At 72.5% G+C, this 16,023-nt stretch carries 14 protein-coding genes; 3 read left to right on the top strand and 11 right to left on the bottom strand.

Annotated features, from left to right (window positions below):
* Nucleotides 1-228 precede the first annotated feature (228 nt).
* The 11 genes from FRZ03_RS01990 to sbnA all read right to left on the bottom strand — a co-directional run bounded on the left by FRZ03_RS01990 (nucleotide 229) and on the right by sbnA (nucleotide 12,269).
* Nucleotides 229-465, bottom strand: coding sequence for an MbtH family protein (locus tag FRZ03_RS01990; protein ID WP_146463372.1), 237 nt, complete (start codon nucleotides 463-465; stop codon nucleotides 229-231).
* 142 nt (nucleotides 466-607) lie between these two features.
* Nucleotides 608-1,651, bottom strand: coding sequence for an LLM class flavin-dependent oxidoreductase (locus FRZ03_RS01985; protein ID WP_146463371.1), 1,044 nt, complete (start codon nucleotides 1,649-1,651; stop codon nucleotides 608-610).
* A gap of 125 nt (nucleotides 1,652-1,776) precedes the next feature.
* Complete coding sequence (locus FRZ03_RS01980; protein ID WP_146463370.1) at nucleotides 1,777-3,144, bottom strand: condensation domain-containing protein; 1,368 nt, start codon at nucleotides 3,142-3,144, stop codon at nucleotides 1,777-1,779.
* Nucleotides 3,141-3,890, bottom strand: coding sequence for a 3-oxoacyl-[acyl-carrier-protein] reductase (fabG, locus tag FRZ03_RS01975; protein WP_146463369.1), 750 nt, complete (start codon nucleotides 3,888-3,890; stop codon nucleotides 3,141-3,143). The genes FRZ03_RS01980 and fabG overlap by 4 nt, the downstream gene beginning before the upstream one ends.
* 36 nt (nucleotides 3,891-3,926) lie before the next feature.
* On the bottom strand, nucleotides 3,927-5,027 hold the full coding sequence (locus tag FRZ03_RS01970) for a beta-ketoacyl synthase N-terminal-like domain-containing protein (RefSeq protein ID WP_146463368.1): 1,101 nt from the start codon (nucleotides 5,025-5,027) through the stop codon (nucleotides 3,927-3,929).
* On the bottom strand, nucleotides 5,024-6,286 hold the full coding sequence (locus FRZ03_RS01965) for a beta-ketoacyl-[acyl-carrier-protein] synthase family protein (protein ID WP_261398464.1): 1,263 nt from the start codon (nucleotides 6,284-6,286) through the stop codon (nucleotides 5,024-5,026). Before FRZ03_RS01965 ends, FRZ03_RS01970 begins: the two co-directional genes overlap by 4 nt.
* On the bottom strand, nucleotides 6,283-6,552 hold the full coding sequence (locus tag FRZ03_RS01960; protein ID WP_146463367.1) for an acyl carrier protein: 270 nt from the start codon (nucleotides 6,550-6,552) through the stop codon (nucleotides 6,283-6,285). Before FRZ03_RS01960 ends, FRZ03_RS01965 begins: the two co-directional genes overlap by 4 nt.
* 246 nt (nucleotides 6,553-6,798) lie before the next feature.
* Nucleotides 6,799-9,309, bottom strand: coding sequence for an FtsX-like permease family protein (locus tag FRZ03_RS01955; protein WP_146463366.1), 2,511 nt, complete (start codon nucleotides 9,307-9,309; stop codon nucleotides 6,799-6,801).
* A 40-nt stretch (nucleotides 9,310-9,349) separates the two neighbouring features.
* On the bottom strand, nucleotides 9,350-10,057 hold the full coding sequence (locus FRZ03_RS01950; protein ID WP_146463365.1) for a DUF4097 family beta strand repeat-containing protein: 708 nt from the start codon (nucleotides 10,055-10,057) through the stop codon (nucleotides 9,350-9,352).
* An 86-nt stretch (nucleotides 10,058-10,143) separates the two neighbouring features.
* Complete coding sequence (gene sbnB, locus FRZ03_RS01945) at nucleotides 10,144-11,157, bottom strand: 2,3-diaminopropionate biosynthesis protein SbnB (protein ID WP_146463364.1); 1,014 nt, start codon at nucleotides 11,155-11,157, stop codon at nucleotides 10,144-10,146.
* Nucleotides 11,151-12,269, bottom strand: coding sequence for a 2,3-diaminopropionate biosynthesis protein SbnA (gene sbnA, locus FRZ03_RS01940; RefSeq protein ID WP_146463363.1), 1,119 nt, complete (start codon nucleotides 12,267-12,269; stop codon nucleotides 11,151-11,153). Before sbnA ends, sbnB begins: the two co-directional genes overlap by 7 nt.
* Before the next feature lie 291 nt (nucleotides 12,270-12,560).
* Between sbnA and FRZ03_RS01935 the strand changes: the two genes are divergently transcribed.
* The 3 genes from FRZ03_RS01935 to FRZ03_RS01925 form a co-directional block, all read left to right on the top strand.
* Nucleotides 12,561-14,165, top strand: a complete 1,605-nt coding sequence (locus FRZ03_RS01935) for a tryptophan halogenase family protein (protein ID WP_146463362.1) — start codon at nucleotides 12,561-12,563, stop codon at nucleotides 14,163-14,165.
* Between the two features lie 83 nt (nucleotides 14,166-14,248).
* On the top strand, nucleotides 14,249-14,842 hold the full coding sequence (locus FRZ03_RS01930) for a flavin reductase family protein (RefSeq protein ID WP_146463361.1): 594 nt from the start codon (nucleotides 14,249-14,251) through the stop codon (nucleotides 14,840-14,842).
* A partial coding sequence (locus FRZ03_RS01925) for a cation:proton antiporter domain-containing protein (RefSeq protein ID WP_146463360.1) occupies nucleotides 14,829-16,023 on the top strand: 1,195 nt, incomplete at its 3' end. The genes FRZ03_RS01930 and FRZ03_RS01925, both read left to right, overlap by 14 nt.

Raw genomic sequence — 16,023 nt, 5'->3', positions numbered from 1 at the left:
CTTGGGATTCCTCTGCTGGACAGCTGCGGCCGGACGGTGGGGCACGGCGGGTTCGGGGGCACGGAGGCGGGCGTGCGTCCCCGAGCGGCGTACGTCTGACATGCGGCGAAGACGCGGAAGCGAACGGCGGGACCGGAACGGAGGGGACCGGAGGACAAAACGAAGGGAAACCGGGGGACAAAAGGGAGCGCCGGCCCGTCGGGTGGAACCGGGCCGGCGCGCTCGGGGTCAGGACGCGAGCGGGGCGCCCGCGTCCTGGCTCTGCTCCATGCGCAGGCGGAGGCTGAGCGGACGCATGTCGGTCCACACCTCCTCGATCCGCTGGAGGCACGCCTCCTTGGGGCCCTCGGTGCCCTCCGCGTGCCAGCCGGCGGGAAGGTCACGGTCGGCCCACCAGATGGAGTACTGCTCCTCGTCGTTGCGGACCACGCGGTAGGCGCGCTCGTCGTTGTGGCTCTCACTCATGGTGGCTGACTCCCTGTCGGATGATGATGCGCCGGCCGGCTGCGCGGCCCACGCCCGGTACAACTGTTCGGGGGGCGGCTATATCGCGCCCATACGGCCTGTACGCCGGATCGATGTGCCCGGCCGCGGTGGCCGATGCGCCTCAGCCGCGGCGGTTTTTCAACTCGGCGAGGAATTCCAGGCTTTTCAGGGTCTGCTCCGTGCTGACACCGAAGTCGACCAGGCAGCCGATCTCGTCGACGCCGACCTCCTGGAGAAGGTCCACCACCCGCTCGCCCTGTTCCACGGTGCCGAACATGCCCTGCCGCTCGAAGAACCGGTTGAACCCGCGCTCCACGAGATAGGCGACGTCGGATTCCTTGATGTCGGCGGAGTCGAAGGTGCCGGGGCGGCTGCCGATGGAGCCGGAGATCAGCCCGAACGAGGTCTTGAGATAACCCGACAGCGGCCCCCGGACCAGCTCGCGCACCTCCTCGGTGGAGGAGCCGAGGAACGTGTGCAGCATCAGCACCACATGCCCGGAGCCCTCCGCGTGGTGTGCGCGGTACGACTCCCGGTAGGCGGCGATCTTCGTGCGCAGTTCGTCGATGTCCTGGCTGAGCAGGTGCGTGAGGACGCCGCCGCCCTGCGCACCGGCCTTGCGGAAGGTGTCGGCGCTGCCGGCGCTGGTGATCCAGAACGGCAGCTCGGGCTGGACGGCCGGCGGGAAGATGCGCACCTCGGCGGGTTCGTTCTTGCCGTCGGGCAGGGTCACCGACTCCCCGCGCCACAGCCGGCGCACCGTGTCGATCGTCTCGTCCATCACCTCGCGGCGCGTGCTGTGCGCTTCGGGCCGCATCACGAAGTCGGCCGGGTGCCAGCCGGACGCGAAGGAGATGCCGACCCGGCCGCCGGAGAGGTTGTCGACGACCGACCAGTCCTCGGCGATCCGCAGCGGGTGGTGCAAGGGCGCCACCACGCTGCCGGCCCGGATTTGGATGCGCTCCGTGGCCACGGCGAGCGCCGCGCCGGTGACCGCCGGGTTGGGGTAGAGGCCGCCGAAACGGTGGAAGTGCCGCTCGGGGGTCCAGACGGCGGTGAAACCATTGCGGTCCGCGAACCGGGCGCCTTCCAGGAAAAGTTCGTAGCGATCGGCGCCACTCGTGTCGTCACTGTCGTTGGCGAAATAGAAAAGGCTGAAATCCACCTCGGCTCCTCGGTCCGAATCGGGTGCGCAGGGCGTTCTCCGCACCCGACGAAGACCGTAGAAGCCGGGGATATCGGTGCGGTTTCACCCTTCTTTCAGCGGCCCGGTGCGGGCCGCGGGTCCGGTCAGGCGCCGCCGAGCGCGAGCAGCGCCGCCAGGTCGTCCTCGTCGGTCAGCGCAACGTCGGCGACCCGCCGTTCCGGGTCGTCCGCCGCCGCCCGCAGGAAACGCTCGTAGCACCGGGCGAACCGCTCGACGCTCTCGTGGTCGAACAGGTCGGAGTCGTAGGTGAGCACCCCGACCAGACCGTGCACGCCCTGGTGCAGGGTGAGCATCAGATCGAGCTGCCCCTCCTGGCTGGGCTCGTCGATGCGGCTGACCCGCAGGCCCGCGAACTCGGCCGCGACGCCCTCCGGTTCGCCCGGCGCCGGCGGCGGGAAGCTCGCGTCGAGGCTGCTCATCTGCAACAGCAGCGCGCCCAGCCGCACCAGCGGCCCGCGCCGGCCCGGCAGCACCGCGGTGGCCGGCAGCCGGACGTGCCGCATGCCCTCCAGCAGCTGCCTGCCGCTCTCCTTGGCCAGCGCCGCGAAGGTGGTGCCGGCACCGACCCGGACCCGGACGGGGATGCTGTTCAGATAGCAGCCGAAGACCGCGCGGTCGGGGCGGGCGCGGGTGCTCGCCGGGGTGCCCACCATGATGTCCTGCTCACCCGTCCAGCGGGCGATCAGCGCCTGGTAGGCGGCCAGCAGCAGCGGATAGGGCCGCGTGCCCACCGACTTGGCGGCCTGCTGGAGGTCCTGCGACAGCACCGCCAGGTCCAGGCGCACGGTGCCGCCCGTGTGGCTGGGCACCGGCGGCCGGGGCCGGTCGGTGGGCAGCTCCGTGGTGACGGCCCCGGCCAGCAGCTCCGTCCAGTAGGCGTGGTCGCGCCGCCCGGCGGGGGTGCCCGGGTGCGCGGCCTCCTCCGCGACGTACTCGTCGTAGCCGCGGGCGATGTCCGGCAGCACCGGCTCCTCGCCGGCCACCAGGCAGCGGTAGACGGCGAAGACCTCCTCCAGCAGCAGCGCGTACGAGGAGAAGTCCCCGGCGATGTGGTGCACGGCCAGCGACAGCGCGAAGTCGTCCGCCGCGCGCCGGTACAGCAGCGCCCGCAGCGGCCCGGTGCGCTCCAGGGCGAACGGCAGCCGGGCCGCCTCGCGCAGCAGCCCGAGGAGCGCCTCGTCGCTCGTGCCGGGCACCTCGATGATCTCCAGCGCGGCGGGCGGCTCCGCGCGGGGCAGCCGTACGGGTTCGCCGGCCACCTCGGCGAAGCAGGAGCGCAGCATCTCGTGCCGGCGGCAGACCAGGTCGAGCGCGCCCGCCAGAGCGGCGGTGTCCAGCGGGCCGCGGATCCGCAGGGACAGCAGCATGGTGTAGGCGTGCCCGGCCGGGGCCATGCGGTACGCCGTCCACAGCGACTGCTGGGCCGCGCTGAGCGGCCTGGGCTCGCTCACCACGACAGGCCCCCGTCCACCTGGAAGACCTGACCGGTGATGTAGCCGGCCCGCTCCGAGACCAGGAACGCGACCAGTTCGGCCACCTCCTCGGGCCGCCCGAAGCGGCGCAGCGGGATCGAGCCCAGCAAGTCCTTGGTGACCTTCTCCGACAGCCCGGCGGTCATGTCCGTCTCGATGAGCCCCGGAGCCACCACGTTGGCGCGCAGCCCGCTGCGCCCCGTCTCCTTTGCGAGCGCCTTGGTGAAACCGATGATGCCCGCCTTGGAGGCGGAGTAGTTGGTCTGGGAGGCGTTGCCGTGGACGCCGGCCACCGAGGACAGCGTGACCACGGCGCCCGTGCGGCGGCGCATCATGGAGTAGGTGACGGCCCGGCACAGATTGAAGGTGCCGTCCAGGTTGGTGCGCAGCACCTCGTCCCAGGACGCGTCGGGCATCCGCGCCAGGGGCGCGTCGCGGATGATCCCCGCCGCCGTCACCAGGGCGTCGACGGGACCGAGGGCCCCCTCGACGTCCTGGACGAACCCGGTGACGCCCGCCCGGTCGGTGACGTCGACGCGGCGGGTCAGCACCTTCGCCCCGTGCTGCCGGGCCTCCTTGGCCGTGGCCTCGGCGGCCTCGTGGTCGGACGCGTAGCAGAAGGCGATGTCGTGGCCGTCGCGGGCGAGCCGCGCGACCACCGCGCGGCCGATGCCGCGCGAGCCGCCGCTGATCAGCGCCACCGGCCGGTTACCGGTCTCGCTCATGTCGTTTCTTCCTCGTTCCCGTGTGTCGTTGGGGGGTCAGCCGGGCGGTGCGCCCAGCAGCGCGGCGCCGACCCGGCCGTCGGCCACGAAGGTGATCAGTGCCGGGGCCCGCAGGGGCCGCGGGCCGTTCGCGGCGAGCGCCGCCGCGACCTGGAACGCGGACGCTGCGGAGCCCGCGTGGCCCAGCCGGTGGCCCGGGGCCAGCTGCCGTACGGCGTCCGGCCCGCCGAACAGCCCGTCGAGCGCGCTGTCCTCCTGTTCGCCGAGCGGCCCGTCCGGGTCGGAGCGGACGACGAGGGTGATCTCGTCGGCGCCGGTGCGGGCGTCGTCCAGCAGATCGGTCACACAGCGGTGCAGCGCCTTGCCGGCCTCCCCGCCCGAGCGGGCGTGATAGGCCCGGAACCGGGTGCCGAGCAGGGTGGCGAGCGGGGTACGGCCGCGCGCCGCGGCGCCGCCGGCCAGCTCGACGACGAACAGCGCGCCGCCCTCCGCGACCGGCGGGGCCGCACCCTCGCCCCGGTGCAGCGCGTCCTCCAGCAGTACCCGGTCCTCGGTGTACTCCTCGGCCGCCCCGGCCAGCAGCACCTGCGCGCGGCCCTGGCGCAGCAGCCTGACCGCCTGGCCGAGGACGAGCAGTCCCCCGGCCGGACCCGCGGTCAGCGTGGTGTTGGGCCCCTTGAGGCCGTGCACGATGGCGCTGCGGCTGGCCGCGCAGTTGACGGCGGTCGAGGGGAAACGGGCCACGTCCACGTGGAAGGGCAGCCGTTCCCGGTAGGACCGGCCGGTGAACTCCAGCCCGGTCCGGTGGCTGCCGGAGGTGGCGAACACCATGCCGGTGTCCTCCGGACCGCAGCCGAGTCCGCCCTCCTGCCCGGTCAGCAGCAGTTCGCTCAGCCGCAGGGTGAGACGGGTGAGCCGGTCCAGCGAGCGCAGCCCCCGGGTGCCCGGGTACTCCATCGAGAACCCGGGCACGATGCCCGCCCGCACGGGCGTGCCGGGCGCGAACTCGCTGTCCACCGTGGCGATCGCCTCCTCGCCGGAGGCCAGCCCGGCCCGGAAGGCGTCGGCGCCCTCCCCCCAGGGGGACAGCGCCGACCAGTCGGTGATCACCGGCCGTGCGGCCGTGGTGGTCGTCATGAGCCTTCCCCCGCTCCGGCCGCCCCCGGGCCGTCGTAACGCCCGAGGACCAGTACGGCGTTGTTGCCGCCGAAGGCCATCCCGTTGTTCTGGGTGACCTGCGGCCGTGCGGCCACGGCCACGTTGGGCACGCAGTCCACGTCGCACTCCGGGTCCCGGGTCCGGTGGTTGATCGTCGGCGGCAGGAAGCCCTCCGTGATCGCCAGTACGCAGGCGATGGTGCCGAGGGCGCTGGCCGCGCCCAGGGTGTGCCCGAGCATCGACTTCAGGGCGCTCACGGGAGGCAGGTCCGCGCCGAACACCTCACGCAGCGCGGCCGTCTCGACGATGTCGTTGGCCTTGGTCCCGGTGCCGTGCGCGGAGACGTAGTCGACCTCGGCGCCGCTCACCCCCGCGTCCCGGTGCGCGGCACGCACCGCGCGGACCACCCCGTCGCGGTCCGGTGCGGTCGGGTGGTGGGCGTCGCAGCTCAGCCCGTAACCCAGCACCTCGGCCAGGATCCGGGCGCCGCGCGCCAGTGCCGCCCCCAGCGGCTCCAGCACGAGCATCCCGGCGCCCTCCGCCACGATCATCCCCTTGCGGTCGGCGTCGAAGGGCCGGCACACGTCCGGGGACATCGCGCCGAGCCGGTAGAAGCCCGCGAACGTCTTGCGGGACAGCGCGTCCGTGCCCCCGCACAGCGCCACGTCCGCCTCGCCGTCGCGCAACGCGTCCAGCCCCTGGCCGACCGCGTAGTTGCCCGCCGCGCAGGCGGTGGGCACGGTGACCGACTCGACGTCCTCCAGCCGCAGTTCGTTGACGACGGCGTCGGAGAGCCGCTCGGCCGGCGTGCGCCGCGCGATGTCCGGGTCCGGGCGCACCTCGCCGGTCCGGTGCCGCAACTCGGCGAGCTGGTCCACCTCCCTGGTGCCGCCGTCGGTCGTGCCGACCGAGACGAGCACCCGCCGGTGCCGCAGTTCCTCCTCGTCGAGGCCGGCTTCCTGAACAGCCAGCCTGGTGGCCGCCACCGCGAACTGGGCGGCCCGTCCGTACTCCCGGGGGTCCTCGGTGCGGAACCAGTCCGCGGCCTCGAAGCGGCCGACCTCGCCCACGTTCCAGTGCGCGAAGCCGGCGCGTCCGAACTCCTCGAGAGGGCCGATCCCGCTGCGCCCCGCGCGCAGCGACCGGGCGAATTCGGCGGTCCCGGTGCCGAGACCGGAGACGACGCCCATTCCGGTGACCACGACCCGCTGGTCACCCGCCCCACGGCCGGCGGTCACTTCGCTTCGGACTCCGCGACGACGGCGTACACGCCGTCCAGGTTGGTCATGCCTTCGATGGGTGCTGTCGACAGGTCGAAGCCGAGGGTCCGCTCCATCTCGGCCAGGATCTCGATGGTGCGGAGCGAGTCCGCGTCGAGGTCCTCCACGAAGAGGGTGGTGTCGGTGACGTCGGCCGGGTCCACTTCGAGGACGTCGCAGACGATCTTCTTGATCGCCGCTCTGGTCTCCGCGCTGAGTTCCTTGCCCGCTCTGGTCGCGCTCATGTCGATCTCCCGGTCTTCTCGGTGGAGAGCTCTCGGCGAGCTCATGGAGATCCTGCGACGACGAGCTATTCGCGCCCTATAAATGGCCCTCAATCACCCTTTGGCTACAGGGAGTTGGCCGACAAGTGACTGTCCCGTACGGCAGGTGCCTGCTACACGCACCTACACATGGCACGACGGCGGTTCCTGTCCGGTCGCGGAACCGCCGTCGGCGTGACGGCCGCCCGGGGTCGCCGGGCGGCCCGCTCACTCCGTCGTGGTCAGTCGCACCGCGGGGGTACGCAGCGCCACCCACGCGGGCAGCACCGTGGCCAGCAGCGCGACCACCAGGCAGGCACCCGCGGTCACCGTGAACGGCAGCCCCGGCAGCGTCACCCGCGTGCTCACCACGAGCTGCTGGAGCCCGGCCCACAACCCCGCCGCGTTCAGCGCGACCACCACGGCCGCCATCAGCACACCGGTACCGGCCACCAGCACGCTCTCACCGGCGACCATGCGCAGCAGCTGCCCGGGCGTGGCACCGCCCAGGCGCAGCACCGCCAGCTCCCGGGCCCGCTGCCCGGTCGACATCGTCAGGGTGTTGGCGACGGCCACCCCGGTGTAGAGCATCGCGATGCCGCCGACGATCAGCAGGGCCATCCGGGTCTGCTGGTTGACGGTGTCGTCCACCGCGGCCCGGTACCCCGCGATCGGCACCGCCCGCGCCGACATACCCTGCACGGCCGTGGCCAACTCCCGCTGCACGGCGGCCCGGTCGGCGCCCTTCGCGAGCTTGACGTACACCGCGTCCGGCAGCGCCCGGCCCGCGTACTTCGGGGTCAGCACCGCGGCGCTGCCGCCGGCGCTCGCCTTGGTGACGGCGACCACCTTCAGCCGTTTCTTCGTGCCGTCCGCCAGCCACACCGTCACCGTGTCGCCGACGTGCCGGTTCCAGGTCTCGTCCACGATGATCGACCGGTCGTCGAGACCGCGCGCGTCGCCGTGCACCACCGGCAGTGTCAGCAGGCTGCCGAGCGCCTTCGGATCGACGGTGAGCGCGTCGTACGGCAGCAGGGGAGCGCCGGCCGGGAACACCAGCAGATTGGGGCCGGGGATCGTGTACACACCGGTCGGCACCGTGGTGGCCGACTCGATGCCCGGCACCGCGCGCACCTTGTCCACCACGGCCCGGCTCAGGCCCGGCGTGTGGTCGGGCGCCACCACGAAGTCGTTGGCGCGCACCCGCTCGTACGCCTCGCTGCGGGCCACCCCGGACAGCGTGCCCGAGGTGCTCCACAGCGCGGAGAACAGCCCCACCGTGATCAGCACCGGCGCCACCGTGGCCGCGGTACGACGCAGCGCCGACACCGTGTTGGCCTGCACCAGCATCGGGCCCGCGCCCCGCAGCCCGGTGAACGGCGCCGTCACCACCCGCACCACGAAGGGGATGACCACCGGGCACAGCAGCGCGCCCGCCACGATCAGGGCCGGGGCCGCCATCGGCGTGATGTCGCCCCAGTAGGCGGGCGGCAGCAGCGGCGTGGCCAGCAGCAGCACCCCGCCCGCCGCCAGCGCGGCGAGCCCGGCCAGCCAGCGCAGGGCGTTCATGGCACGCCGGTCGACCACCGACTCCCGCAGCGCCTCCAGCGGCCGGATGCGGCCCGCCCGCACCACCGCGACCCCGGAGCCCAGCACCGCGAGCAGCACACCGATCAGGAAGGCCAGCACCAGGACCAGCAGCGTGCTCCAGCCCAGCCGCACCCGGAACCACTCCGGCGCCAGCCCCCAGGCGCTCATCCGGTCGGCCAGCGCCGGCCCGCCGGCCAGCCCGAGCAGGCAGCCCGCGGCCGAGGCCACCGCGCCGACCAGCGCCGCCTCGGCCAGCACCAGCCGGCCGACCTGGGTAGGGGTCGCCCCGGTGGCCCGCAGCACCGCCAGCTCCCGGCGGCGCTGCGCCACCGAGAAGGCGAAGGTGGTGCCGACGACGAACGCGGCGACGAAGGCGGCCACCCCGGTCGCCATGCCGAGCATGGTGGACACGCCGACAAGGGCCACCTCGTCGGCGTGGGCCCGCGGGTCGGCCTGGGCGCGGTCCGCGCCGGCCAGCACCTGCGCCCGGTCCTCCACCGCGGTGCGCACCTTGTCCACGTCCCCGTACGAGACCAGCGCGTCCACGCGCGGCGAGAGGGCGGCGGCCTCCGCGTCGGAGAAGAACAGGGCCGACTCGAAGGAGACGTCGTCCGTGACCCCGGAGACGGTGAAGGGGCGCGGCCCGGACGCCGTCAGCACGGTCACCCGCTCGCCGGGCGCGGCCCCCGACGTCGCGGGCACGGCCACCTCGCCGGCCCCGGCCGGCGCCTGGCCCCGCAGCAGCCGGTATCCGCCGAACGCGGCGGCCGACCAGGGGTGCCCGACCTGGTCGGACGGGCCGGAGCGGGCCGTGCCCGAGGCCCCGAGCTGGGCGTAGAAGGTGCGGTCGGGGACGGCTTTGCCGACCGCGGAGACATCGCGGACCAGCGCCGGCGCGAGGCCCTTCGGCTCCTTCAGGGGCTCGCTCTCGATACCGCCCCACGGATCGGACATGCTCAGGTCCGGTTCACCGCGGACGATCACCGGGGCGTTCGCGAACCGGCCCGGGCCGTGCTCGTGCGAGGTGACGCTCGCCGCGAGGACGAGCCCCATGGTGGACAGCAGGGCGGCGCCGAGCATCAGCGCGATGAAGGTCCCGGTGAAGGCGGACAGCCGGCTCCGCAGCGTGTACCAGGCAATGTTCAGCATGAAAGGGGGCTCTCCAGTTGGTGCGAGCGCGCGGCGGCGGTCAGCCGGCGACGAGTACCTTCACGTCTCCGGCGAACGTACGCGCCTTGATGTGCCGTTCGCTGCTCGAATCCGTTTTCACCTCCACCTTTTTCGACCCCAGCGTGGTCGAGGCGGACACCTGGTAGCCGCTGTCCGGCACATGGAGGGTGACGTTGCCGCCCTTGGCGTTGACGTCCACGTCGTCCGGGGCCTTCGACCAGGACGCGTTGATGGCCCCGCCGCCCGAACTCGCCGTCAGACGGCCGGCCGCCAGGTTCTCCGCCTTGACCTCCCCGCCCCCGCTGGAGGCGTCGACGCCCCCGGAGACGCCGTCGAGGTTCACCGTGCCGCCGCCGCTGTGCAGGGAGACGGCCACCCCGCGCGGCACCTCGACCCGGTAGTTCACCGTGCAGTTGGCCGAGCCCAGGCTGCTGCCGCAGCTGGTGGCGACCTTGAGGTGCAGGTTGCCGTCCCGCACGAAGTGCTCCGTGCTCGGCCGCTTGCCGCTCTTGTACTTGAGGTTCTCGGTCACCTGGACGCCGTCGCCGTCGCCGGCGACCACGTCGATGTCACCGCCCGCCGAGTCGACGGTCACACCGGTCACCTTGTCCTTGACGTCGAAGGAGCGGGAGTCGGAGTCGTCGTACTGGTCGCACGCGCTCAGCACGGGGGCCGCGGCCAGCAGCAGGGCGCCCGACACCAGGAACGCACGGAAACGGATCTTCATCGAGGAGGCTCTCCAGTGGGGGAGGAGTGGTCACGGCGCCCGCCGGCAGGTCGGCGGCGCCCAACAGATAAGAACGCCGCACCGGTTCAGGCGGGTGCTTGCGCCGCGCTCATTGGCAGAAAGCCGTCCACGCGTGTCCCGATTCCGAACTCCTCGGCCTGCCGCGTCACCCACTCGGCGAGCGCCATGTCCAGGATTCCGAGACCGAACGGCGAGAACACCGTGACCCGTCGCGGATCACGCCGGAAGGCGCCCGGGTCCCGCAGCAGCGCGCCGATCTCCGCGTCGACGAACTCCCGTCCGCCGGACTCCTGTTCGGCCAGGTGCAGCGAGGTCCGCTCACGGCACACGTGGTCCGTGTCGTCGACGACGTTCTGCGCGCCCAGCACCGCCGCCGCGGTCAGGTCGCGCAGCGACACGTGCAGCACCGTCGTACCGGGCGCGGCGGCCGCGAGGTCCGTGTGAGGGGTGCCCGCGGTGGTCGCGAAGCAGACCAGACGATGGGCCGCGACGGCCTCCTCGCAGGTGGCCGCGAACCGCACCCCGAGACCCGGCACGACCCGGCGCGCCTTGGCGGCGAACGCCTTGGCCCGCTCCGCGTCCAGGTCGAACAGCGTCACCTCGAACAGGGAGGGCAGCCGCGCCTTGGTGAACCGCAGCACCTCCAGGTTGATCGGCCCGGCCCCGATCAGCGACATGCCGCCCGGCTCCGCCTCGGTGGTGAGCAGCCCGGCCGCCAGGGCCGCGGACGCCGCGGTGCGCTTGGCGGAGATCAGCGAGGCCTCCAGGAACGCCTGCGGTGTGCCGTCGTGCATCGAGTTCAGCACGATGGCGGCGCTGGCCCGCTCCTGCCCTCGCGCCACGTTGCCCGGGAAGCTGGCGATCCACTTCATGCCGGCGACCGACCGCTCGCCGCCGAGGTGGGCGGGCAGGCCGATGATGCGGTTGCGGTCGTCGCCGGGGAAGCGCAGGAAGACCGAGTGCGGCAGCGCGGAGCGGCCCTCGTCGTGCAGCCGGTAGGCGTCCGCGACCAGCGAGAGGACCTCCGGCTCCTTCCCCTTGAGAATGTCGCGCACCTCGCGGTGGCCGATGATCAGCACAGCACGGTCTCCTTCCGTGTCACAGGGCCGGTGGTGCGCGACGCGCCGCGCGGGCCCGCCAGGGGGCCACCGCCCGCTCCGCGTTCCGGCTCCTTCCAGAGGTGGAAGACCTCGCCGAACCGGCCGCGCACCCAGGTGTCGTCGTAGATGGTGTCGAGATAGCGGTCGCCGCCGTCCGGCAGGATGAGGACGACGTTCGAGCCGGGCCGCACGGTGGGGGCCAGCCGTTCCAGGGCGGAGACAACGGCACCCGAGGACCCGCCGGCGAGGATCGCCTCGCGCCGCACCAGCCGCCGGCAGCCCACCACGCACTCCAGGTCCGTGACGTGCACGACGTCGTCGGCGTCCGCCCGATCGAGCAGCGGCGGCACCACCGAGGCGCCGTGCCCCGGGACCAGCCGGGCACAGGACACCGGCGAGTCGAACAGCCGGCTGCCCACCGCGTCCACCGCGTGCACGGTGGTGCGCAGCCCGGCGGTGCGGATGTACTCGGCGCAGCCGCTCAGGGTGCCGGTGGTGCCGACCGCCAGCACCAGATGGTCGATCCGGCCCCCCAGCTCCTCGGCGATCTCCCGCATCGTCGACTGGTGGGCCAGGGAGTTGAGCGGATTGGCGTACTGGTCGGGGCAGTAGGCGTGCGGGATGCGCGCGAGCAGCTCGGCGACCCGGCGCAGCCGCTGGGGCAGCAGCTCCCCGGTCTCGGGGTCCGGCTGGGTGACGACCTCGACCTCGGCACCGTACGCGCGCAGGATCCGGATGTTCTGCTCGGTCGTCCGGGCGTCCACGACACAGATGAGACGCAGCCCGAAGTACCCGCAGATCTGGGCGAGTCCGATCGCCAGATTGCCCGAGCTCGACTCCACCACGGTCGACCTGCCCGGCACCAGCTCGCCCGACCGGATCCGGCCGAGCACCATGCTGAGCGCCGACCGGTCCTTGACGCTGCCGCCGGGATTGAACCGTTCGGCCTTCGCGTAGACCCGGGAGGTGAAGCCGGGTACCAGGCGCTCCAGTTCGATGAGCGGAGTGCCGCCCACCGTCGAGAGGATGCCCTTCAGCCCCGGTGCGGGGGACGGGCGCCCTGCGGCCGCTTTCCCTTCGTCGTACGGCATCGTGTGCAAGCCATCCTCGGTTGCGGGTGTGGGCGGTCCGTCGGCTGGTCACCGCAAGGACGCGCGACGGTGGGGCCGGCCCGATCCCCGTCGAGCAGGCCCTCGGCACCCACAGGCTGACCGGGAGCGCTATATCCGCTCCATACGTCCCGCGTCGGACGGCACATAGAAGCGGCATAGCAGCGCTGGCGACTCTGTCTGGCATCGGTTGCCCCGCTGGCCTGAAACCGGCCGCCGGACGTCGCGGCCGATCCGTCCGCCATCGCTTACCTCCGGAGGAGAGAGCCGCCCATGACCGGCGAAGACAGGCGTATCAAGAAGGTCGTCATCCTCGGTGGAGGTACGGCGGGTTGGATGACCGCCGCCTACCTCGGCAAGGCCTTGCAGAACACCGTCGAGATCACGGTGCTGGAGGCCCCCACCATCCCGCGCATCGGCGTCGGCGAGGCCACCGTCCCGAACCTCCAGCGCGTCCTGTTCGACTTCCTCGGCATCAACGAGGACGAGTGGATGCGCGAGTGCAACGCCAGCTTCAAGACGGCCGTGCGCTTCGTGAACTGGCGCACGGAGGGCGCGGGCCAGGCCACCGCCCGGCAGCTGCCGCAGGGCGGCCCGGACCACTTCTACCACCCGTTCGGCCTGCTCCCCGACTACGACCAGACGCCCCTTTCGCACTACTGGTACAAGAACAAGTACGAAGGCCTGACGGACGAGCCGTTCGACTACGCCTGCTTTCGCGAGCCCCCGGTGATGGACGCCAAGCTGTCCCCGCGCTGGCTCGACGGCCGGCACGCCACCCGGTACGCCTGGCACTTCGACGCGGCCCTGGTCGCCAAGTTCCTGTGCCGGTTCGCCACCGAGAAGCAGGGCGTGCGGCACGTCCAGGACGAGATGACCCGGGTGGAGCAGGACGAGCGGGGCTTCGTCACCGCCCTGCACACCGCCTCTGGCAAGGTCCTGGACGCCGACCTGTTCGTCGACTGCTCCGGCTTCCGCGGCCTGCTGATCAACAAGGCCATGGCCGAGCCGTTCATCGACATGAGCGACCACCTGCTGTGCGACTCCGCGGTGGCCACCGCCGTCCCGCACGACGACGAGGCCAACGGCGTCGAGCCGTACACCTCGGCGATCGCCATGTCGTCCGGCTGGTCCTGGAAGATCCCGATGCTGGGCCGCTTCGGCACCGGCTACGTCTACTCCAGCAAGTTCACCGGCAAGGACGAGGCCACCCGCGAGTTCAGCGACATGTGGGGCCTGGACCCGGAGAACCAGGAGTTCAACCACATCCGCTTCCGCGTCGGCCGCAACCGCCGCGCCTGGGTGAAGAACGTGGTCGGCATCGGCCTGTCCTCCTGCTTCGTGGAGCCGCTGGAGTCGACCGGCATCTACTTCATCACCGCGGCGATCTACCAGCTCGCCAAGCACTTCCCCGACCGCAGCTTCAACGAGACGCTCATCAACCGTTTCAACCGCGAGGTCGAGACGATGTTCGACGACACCCGCGACTTCATCCAGGCGCACTTCTACTTCGCGCCGCGCAACGACAGCCCGTTCTGGCGCGCCAACAAGGAACTGACGCTGCCCGAGAACATCCGGGAGAAGATCGAGGCCTACCGTGCCGGTCTGCCGATCAACTCGCCGGTCACCGACGAGTCCACCTACTACGGCAACTTCGAGGCCGAGTTCCGCAACTTCTGGACCAACGGCAGCTACTACTGCATCTTCGCCGGCCTCGGCCTGGTCCCCGACGCGCCGCTGCCGGCGCTGTCGTACAAGCCGGAGTCCGTCACCGGCGCGCAGCCGCTGTTCGAGCGGGTCAAGCGCCAGCAGCAGGACCTCCTCGACACGCTGCCCACCGCCTACGACTACCTGCGCCAGCTCCACGGCAGGTCCTGAACCCCGCACCACCACCCGCGGCCCGTTCGCCTCGCCGGCGACGGGCCGCGTCCCCTTCCGGCGTCATCCCCACGGAGTGACCCATGCAGAATCCGCTGTCCGCCCCGGCGCGCACGAGCGCCGACACCGCCGACGAACCCGACATACGCCCGCTGATGTCGTCCTTCCCGAGCGGGGTCAGCGTCGTCGCGGCCCTCGACGCGGAGGGCAACCCGCACGGCATGACCTGCTCCTCGCTGGCGAGCGTCGCCCTGTCGCCGCCCACCATCGTGGCCTGCCTGCGCACCGCGAGCCACACCAGCCGGGCCGTCCGGGAATCCGGCCGGTTCGCCCTGAACCTGCTGCACGAACGCGGCCGCGCCACCTCCGAACTGTTCGCCTCCGGCGCCCCCGACCGGTTCCGGCGAGCCGAGTGGCGGCTGCCGCTGGACGCCTGCGGCCCGCATCTGACGGACGCCGCCCACACCATCGCCGACTGCCGGGTCAGCCGCACCATCGAGGTCGGCGACCACACCGCGGTCCTCGGCGAGGTGATCGGTGTCACCGTCGTCGACGAGGCTCCCGAGCCGCTGCTGTACGGGCTGCGCCAGTACGCGGCCTGGTCCGCGGTGACGGCGGCGCTGTCCGGCGACGCGGCCGCCGGCCAGGGGGAAGGAGGGGGCCGTGTCGGCCGCTGACCCGCTGTCGGCGGTGCTGATCGCCGTACCGGTGGTGATCCTGGCCTGCCGGGCGGGCGGCGCGCTGCTCCAACGGCTCGGCCAGCCCGCGGTGGTGGGCGAGATGTGCGTCGGCATCATGCTCGGCCCCACCCTCCTCGGCAGGCTCTGGCCGGCCGCGGAACACTGGCTGCTGCCCCCGTCCGTGCTGCCGTTCACCGATGTGCTGGGCCAACTCGGCCTGCTCGTCTTCATGTTCCTGATCGGCCTCGAACTCGACCTCGGCGTGCTGCGCGGCCATCGCGGCACCGCCATGGCCATCGGCCAGGCGTCCATCGCCCTGCCGCTGCTCCTCGGCGCGGGGCTGGGCCTGGCCATGTACGGCTCCCAGGCCCCGGAACACGTGGGCCGACTGCCGTTCGTGCTGTTCATCGCCGTGTCGATGAGCATCACGGCCTTCCCCGTGCTGGCCCGCATCCTCGCCGAACGGGGCCTGTACGGCACCCGGTTGGGCACCCTGGCCATGGCCTGCGCCGCCATCGGCGATGTGACGGCCTGGTGCCTGCTGGCCCTGGTGGTCTCGCTCGCCGTCGGCACCTCCACGATGGACGCCGTCAACACCGTGGCCCTCACCGCGGGGTTCGCCGCCGTGCTGGTGTTCGGGGTGCGGCCGCTGCTCGCCCGCTGGAGCCGCGAGCGGCGGGGCACCGGCATGCGGCACGAGGCCGTCGTGATCGCCGTGCTGTTCAGCGCGGTGTGCCTGGCCGGCCTCGCCACCGCCCGGATCGGCGTGCACACCATCTTCGGGGCGTTCCTGCTGGGGACCGTGATGCCGCGCGGCACCCCCGCCGTCGAGCGCGCGGCCGGCCAGCTGCGCTCGGTCGCCGTACCGCTGCTGCTCCCGCTGTTCTTCGTGCAGACCGGCCTGCGCACCGACCTGGGCGGGCTGCACGACGGGTCGGAGTGGCTGTGGGCCGCCGTCATCCTGCTGCTGGCGGTCACGGGCAAGTGGGGCGGCGCCGCCCTGGCCGCCCGCGCGGTCGGCCAGGACACCCGCTCGGCCGCCGCGATCGGCGTCCTGATGAACTGCCGCGGGCTCACCGAGCTGATCGTCCTGAACATCGGCTACGACATGCATGTCATCAGCGCCGAGGTGTTCACGATGCTCGTCCTCATGGCCCTGATCACCACCGCCCTGACCG

Origin of the sequence: Streptomyces misionensis (genome assembly GCF_007896895.1) — a bacterium.
Taxonomy (GTDB): domain Bacteria; phylum Actinomycetota; class Actinomycetes; order Streptomycetales; family Streptomycetaceae; genus Streptomyces; species Streptomyces misionensis_A.
The sequence above is the reverse complement of the archived record's forward strand: the minus strand, read 5'-3'. Positions and strand labels throughout refer to the sequence as shown.

Bases quoted from the DNA above. Each gene is read 5' to 3' on its own strand.
- sbnA (WP_146463363.1), bottom strand. From the start codon at position 12,269: ATGCCGTACGACGAAGGGAAAGCGGCCGCAGGGCGCCCGTCCCCCGCA.
- FRZ03_RS01960 (WP_146463367.1), bottom strand. From the start codon at position 6,552: ATGAGCGCGACCAGAGCGGGCAAGGAACTCAGCGCGGAGACCAGAGCG.
- FRZ03_RS01935 (WP_146463362.1), top strand. From the start codon at position 12,561: ATGACCGGCGAAGACAGGCGTATCAAGAAGGTCGTCATCCTCGGTGGA.
- FRZ03_RS01955 (WP_146463366.1), bottom strand. From the start codon at position 9,309: ATGCTGAACATTGCCTGGTACACGCTGCGGAGCCGGCTGTCCGCCTTC.
- FRZ03_RS01970 (WP_146463368.1), bottom strand. From the start codon at position 5,027: ATGACGACCACCACGGCCGCACGGCCGGTGATCACCGACTGGTCGGCG.
- FRZ03_RS01950 (WP_146463365.1), bottom strand. From the start codon at position 10,057: ATGAAGATCCGTTTCCGTGCGTTCCTGGTGTCGGGCGCCCTGCTGCTG.
- FRZ03_RS01930 (WP_146463361.1), top strand. From the start codon at position 14,249: ATGCAGAATCCGCTGTCCGCCCCGGCGCGCACGAGCGCCGACACCGCC.
- FRZ03_RS01990 (WP_146463372.1), bottom strand. From the start codon at position 465: ATGAGTGAGAGCCACAACGACGAGCGCGCCTACCGCGTGGTCCGCAAC.
- fabG (WP_146463369.1), bottom strand. From the start codon at position 3,890: ATGAGCGAGACCGGTAACCGGCCGGTGGCGCTGATCAGCGGCGGCTCG.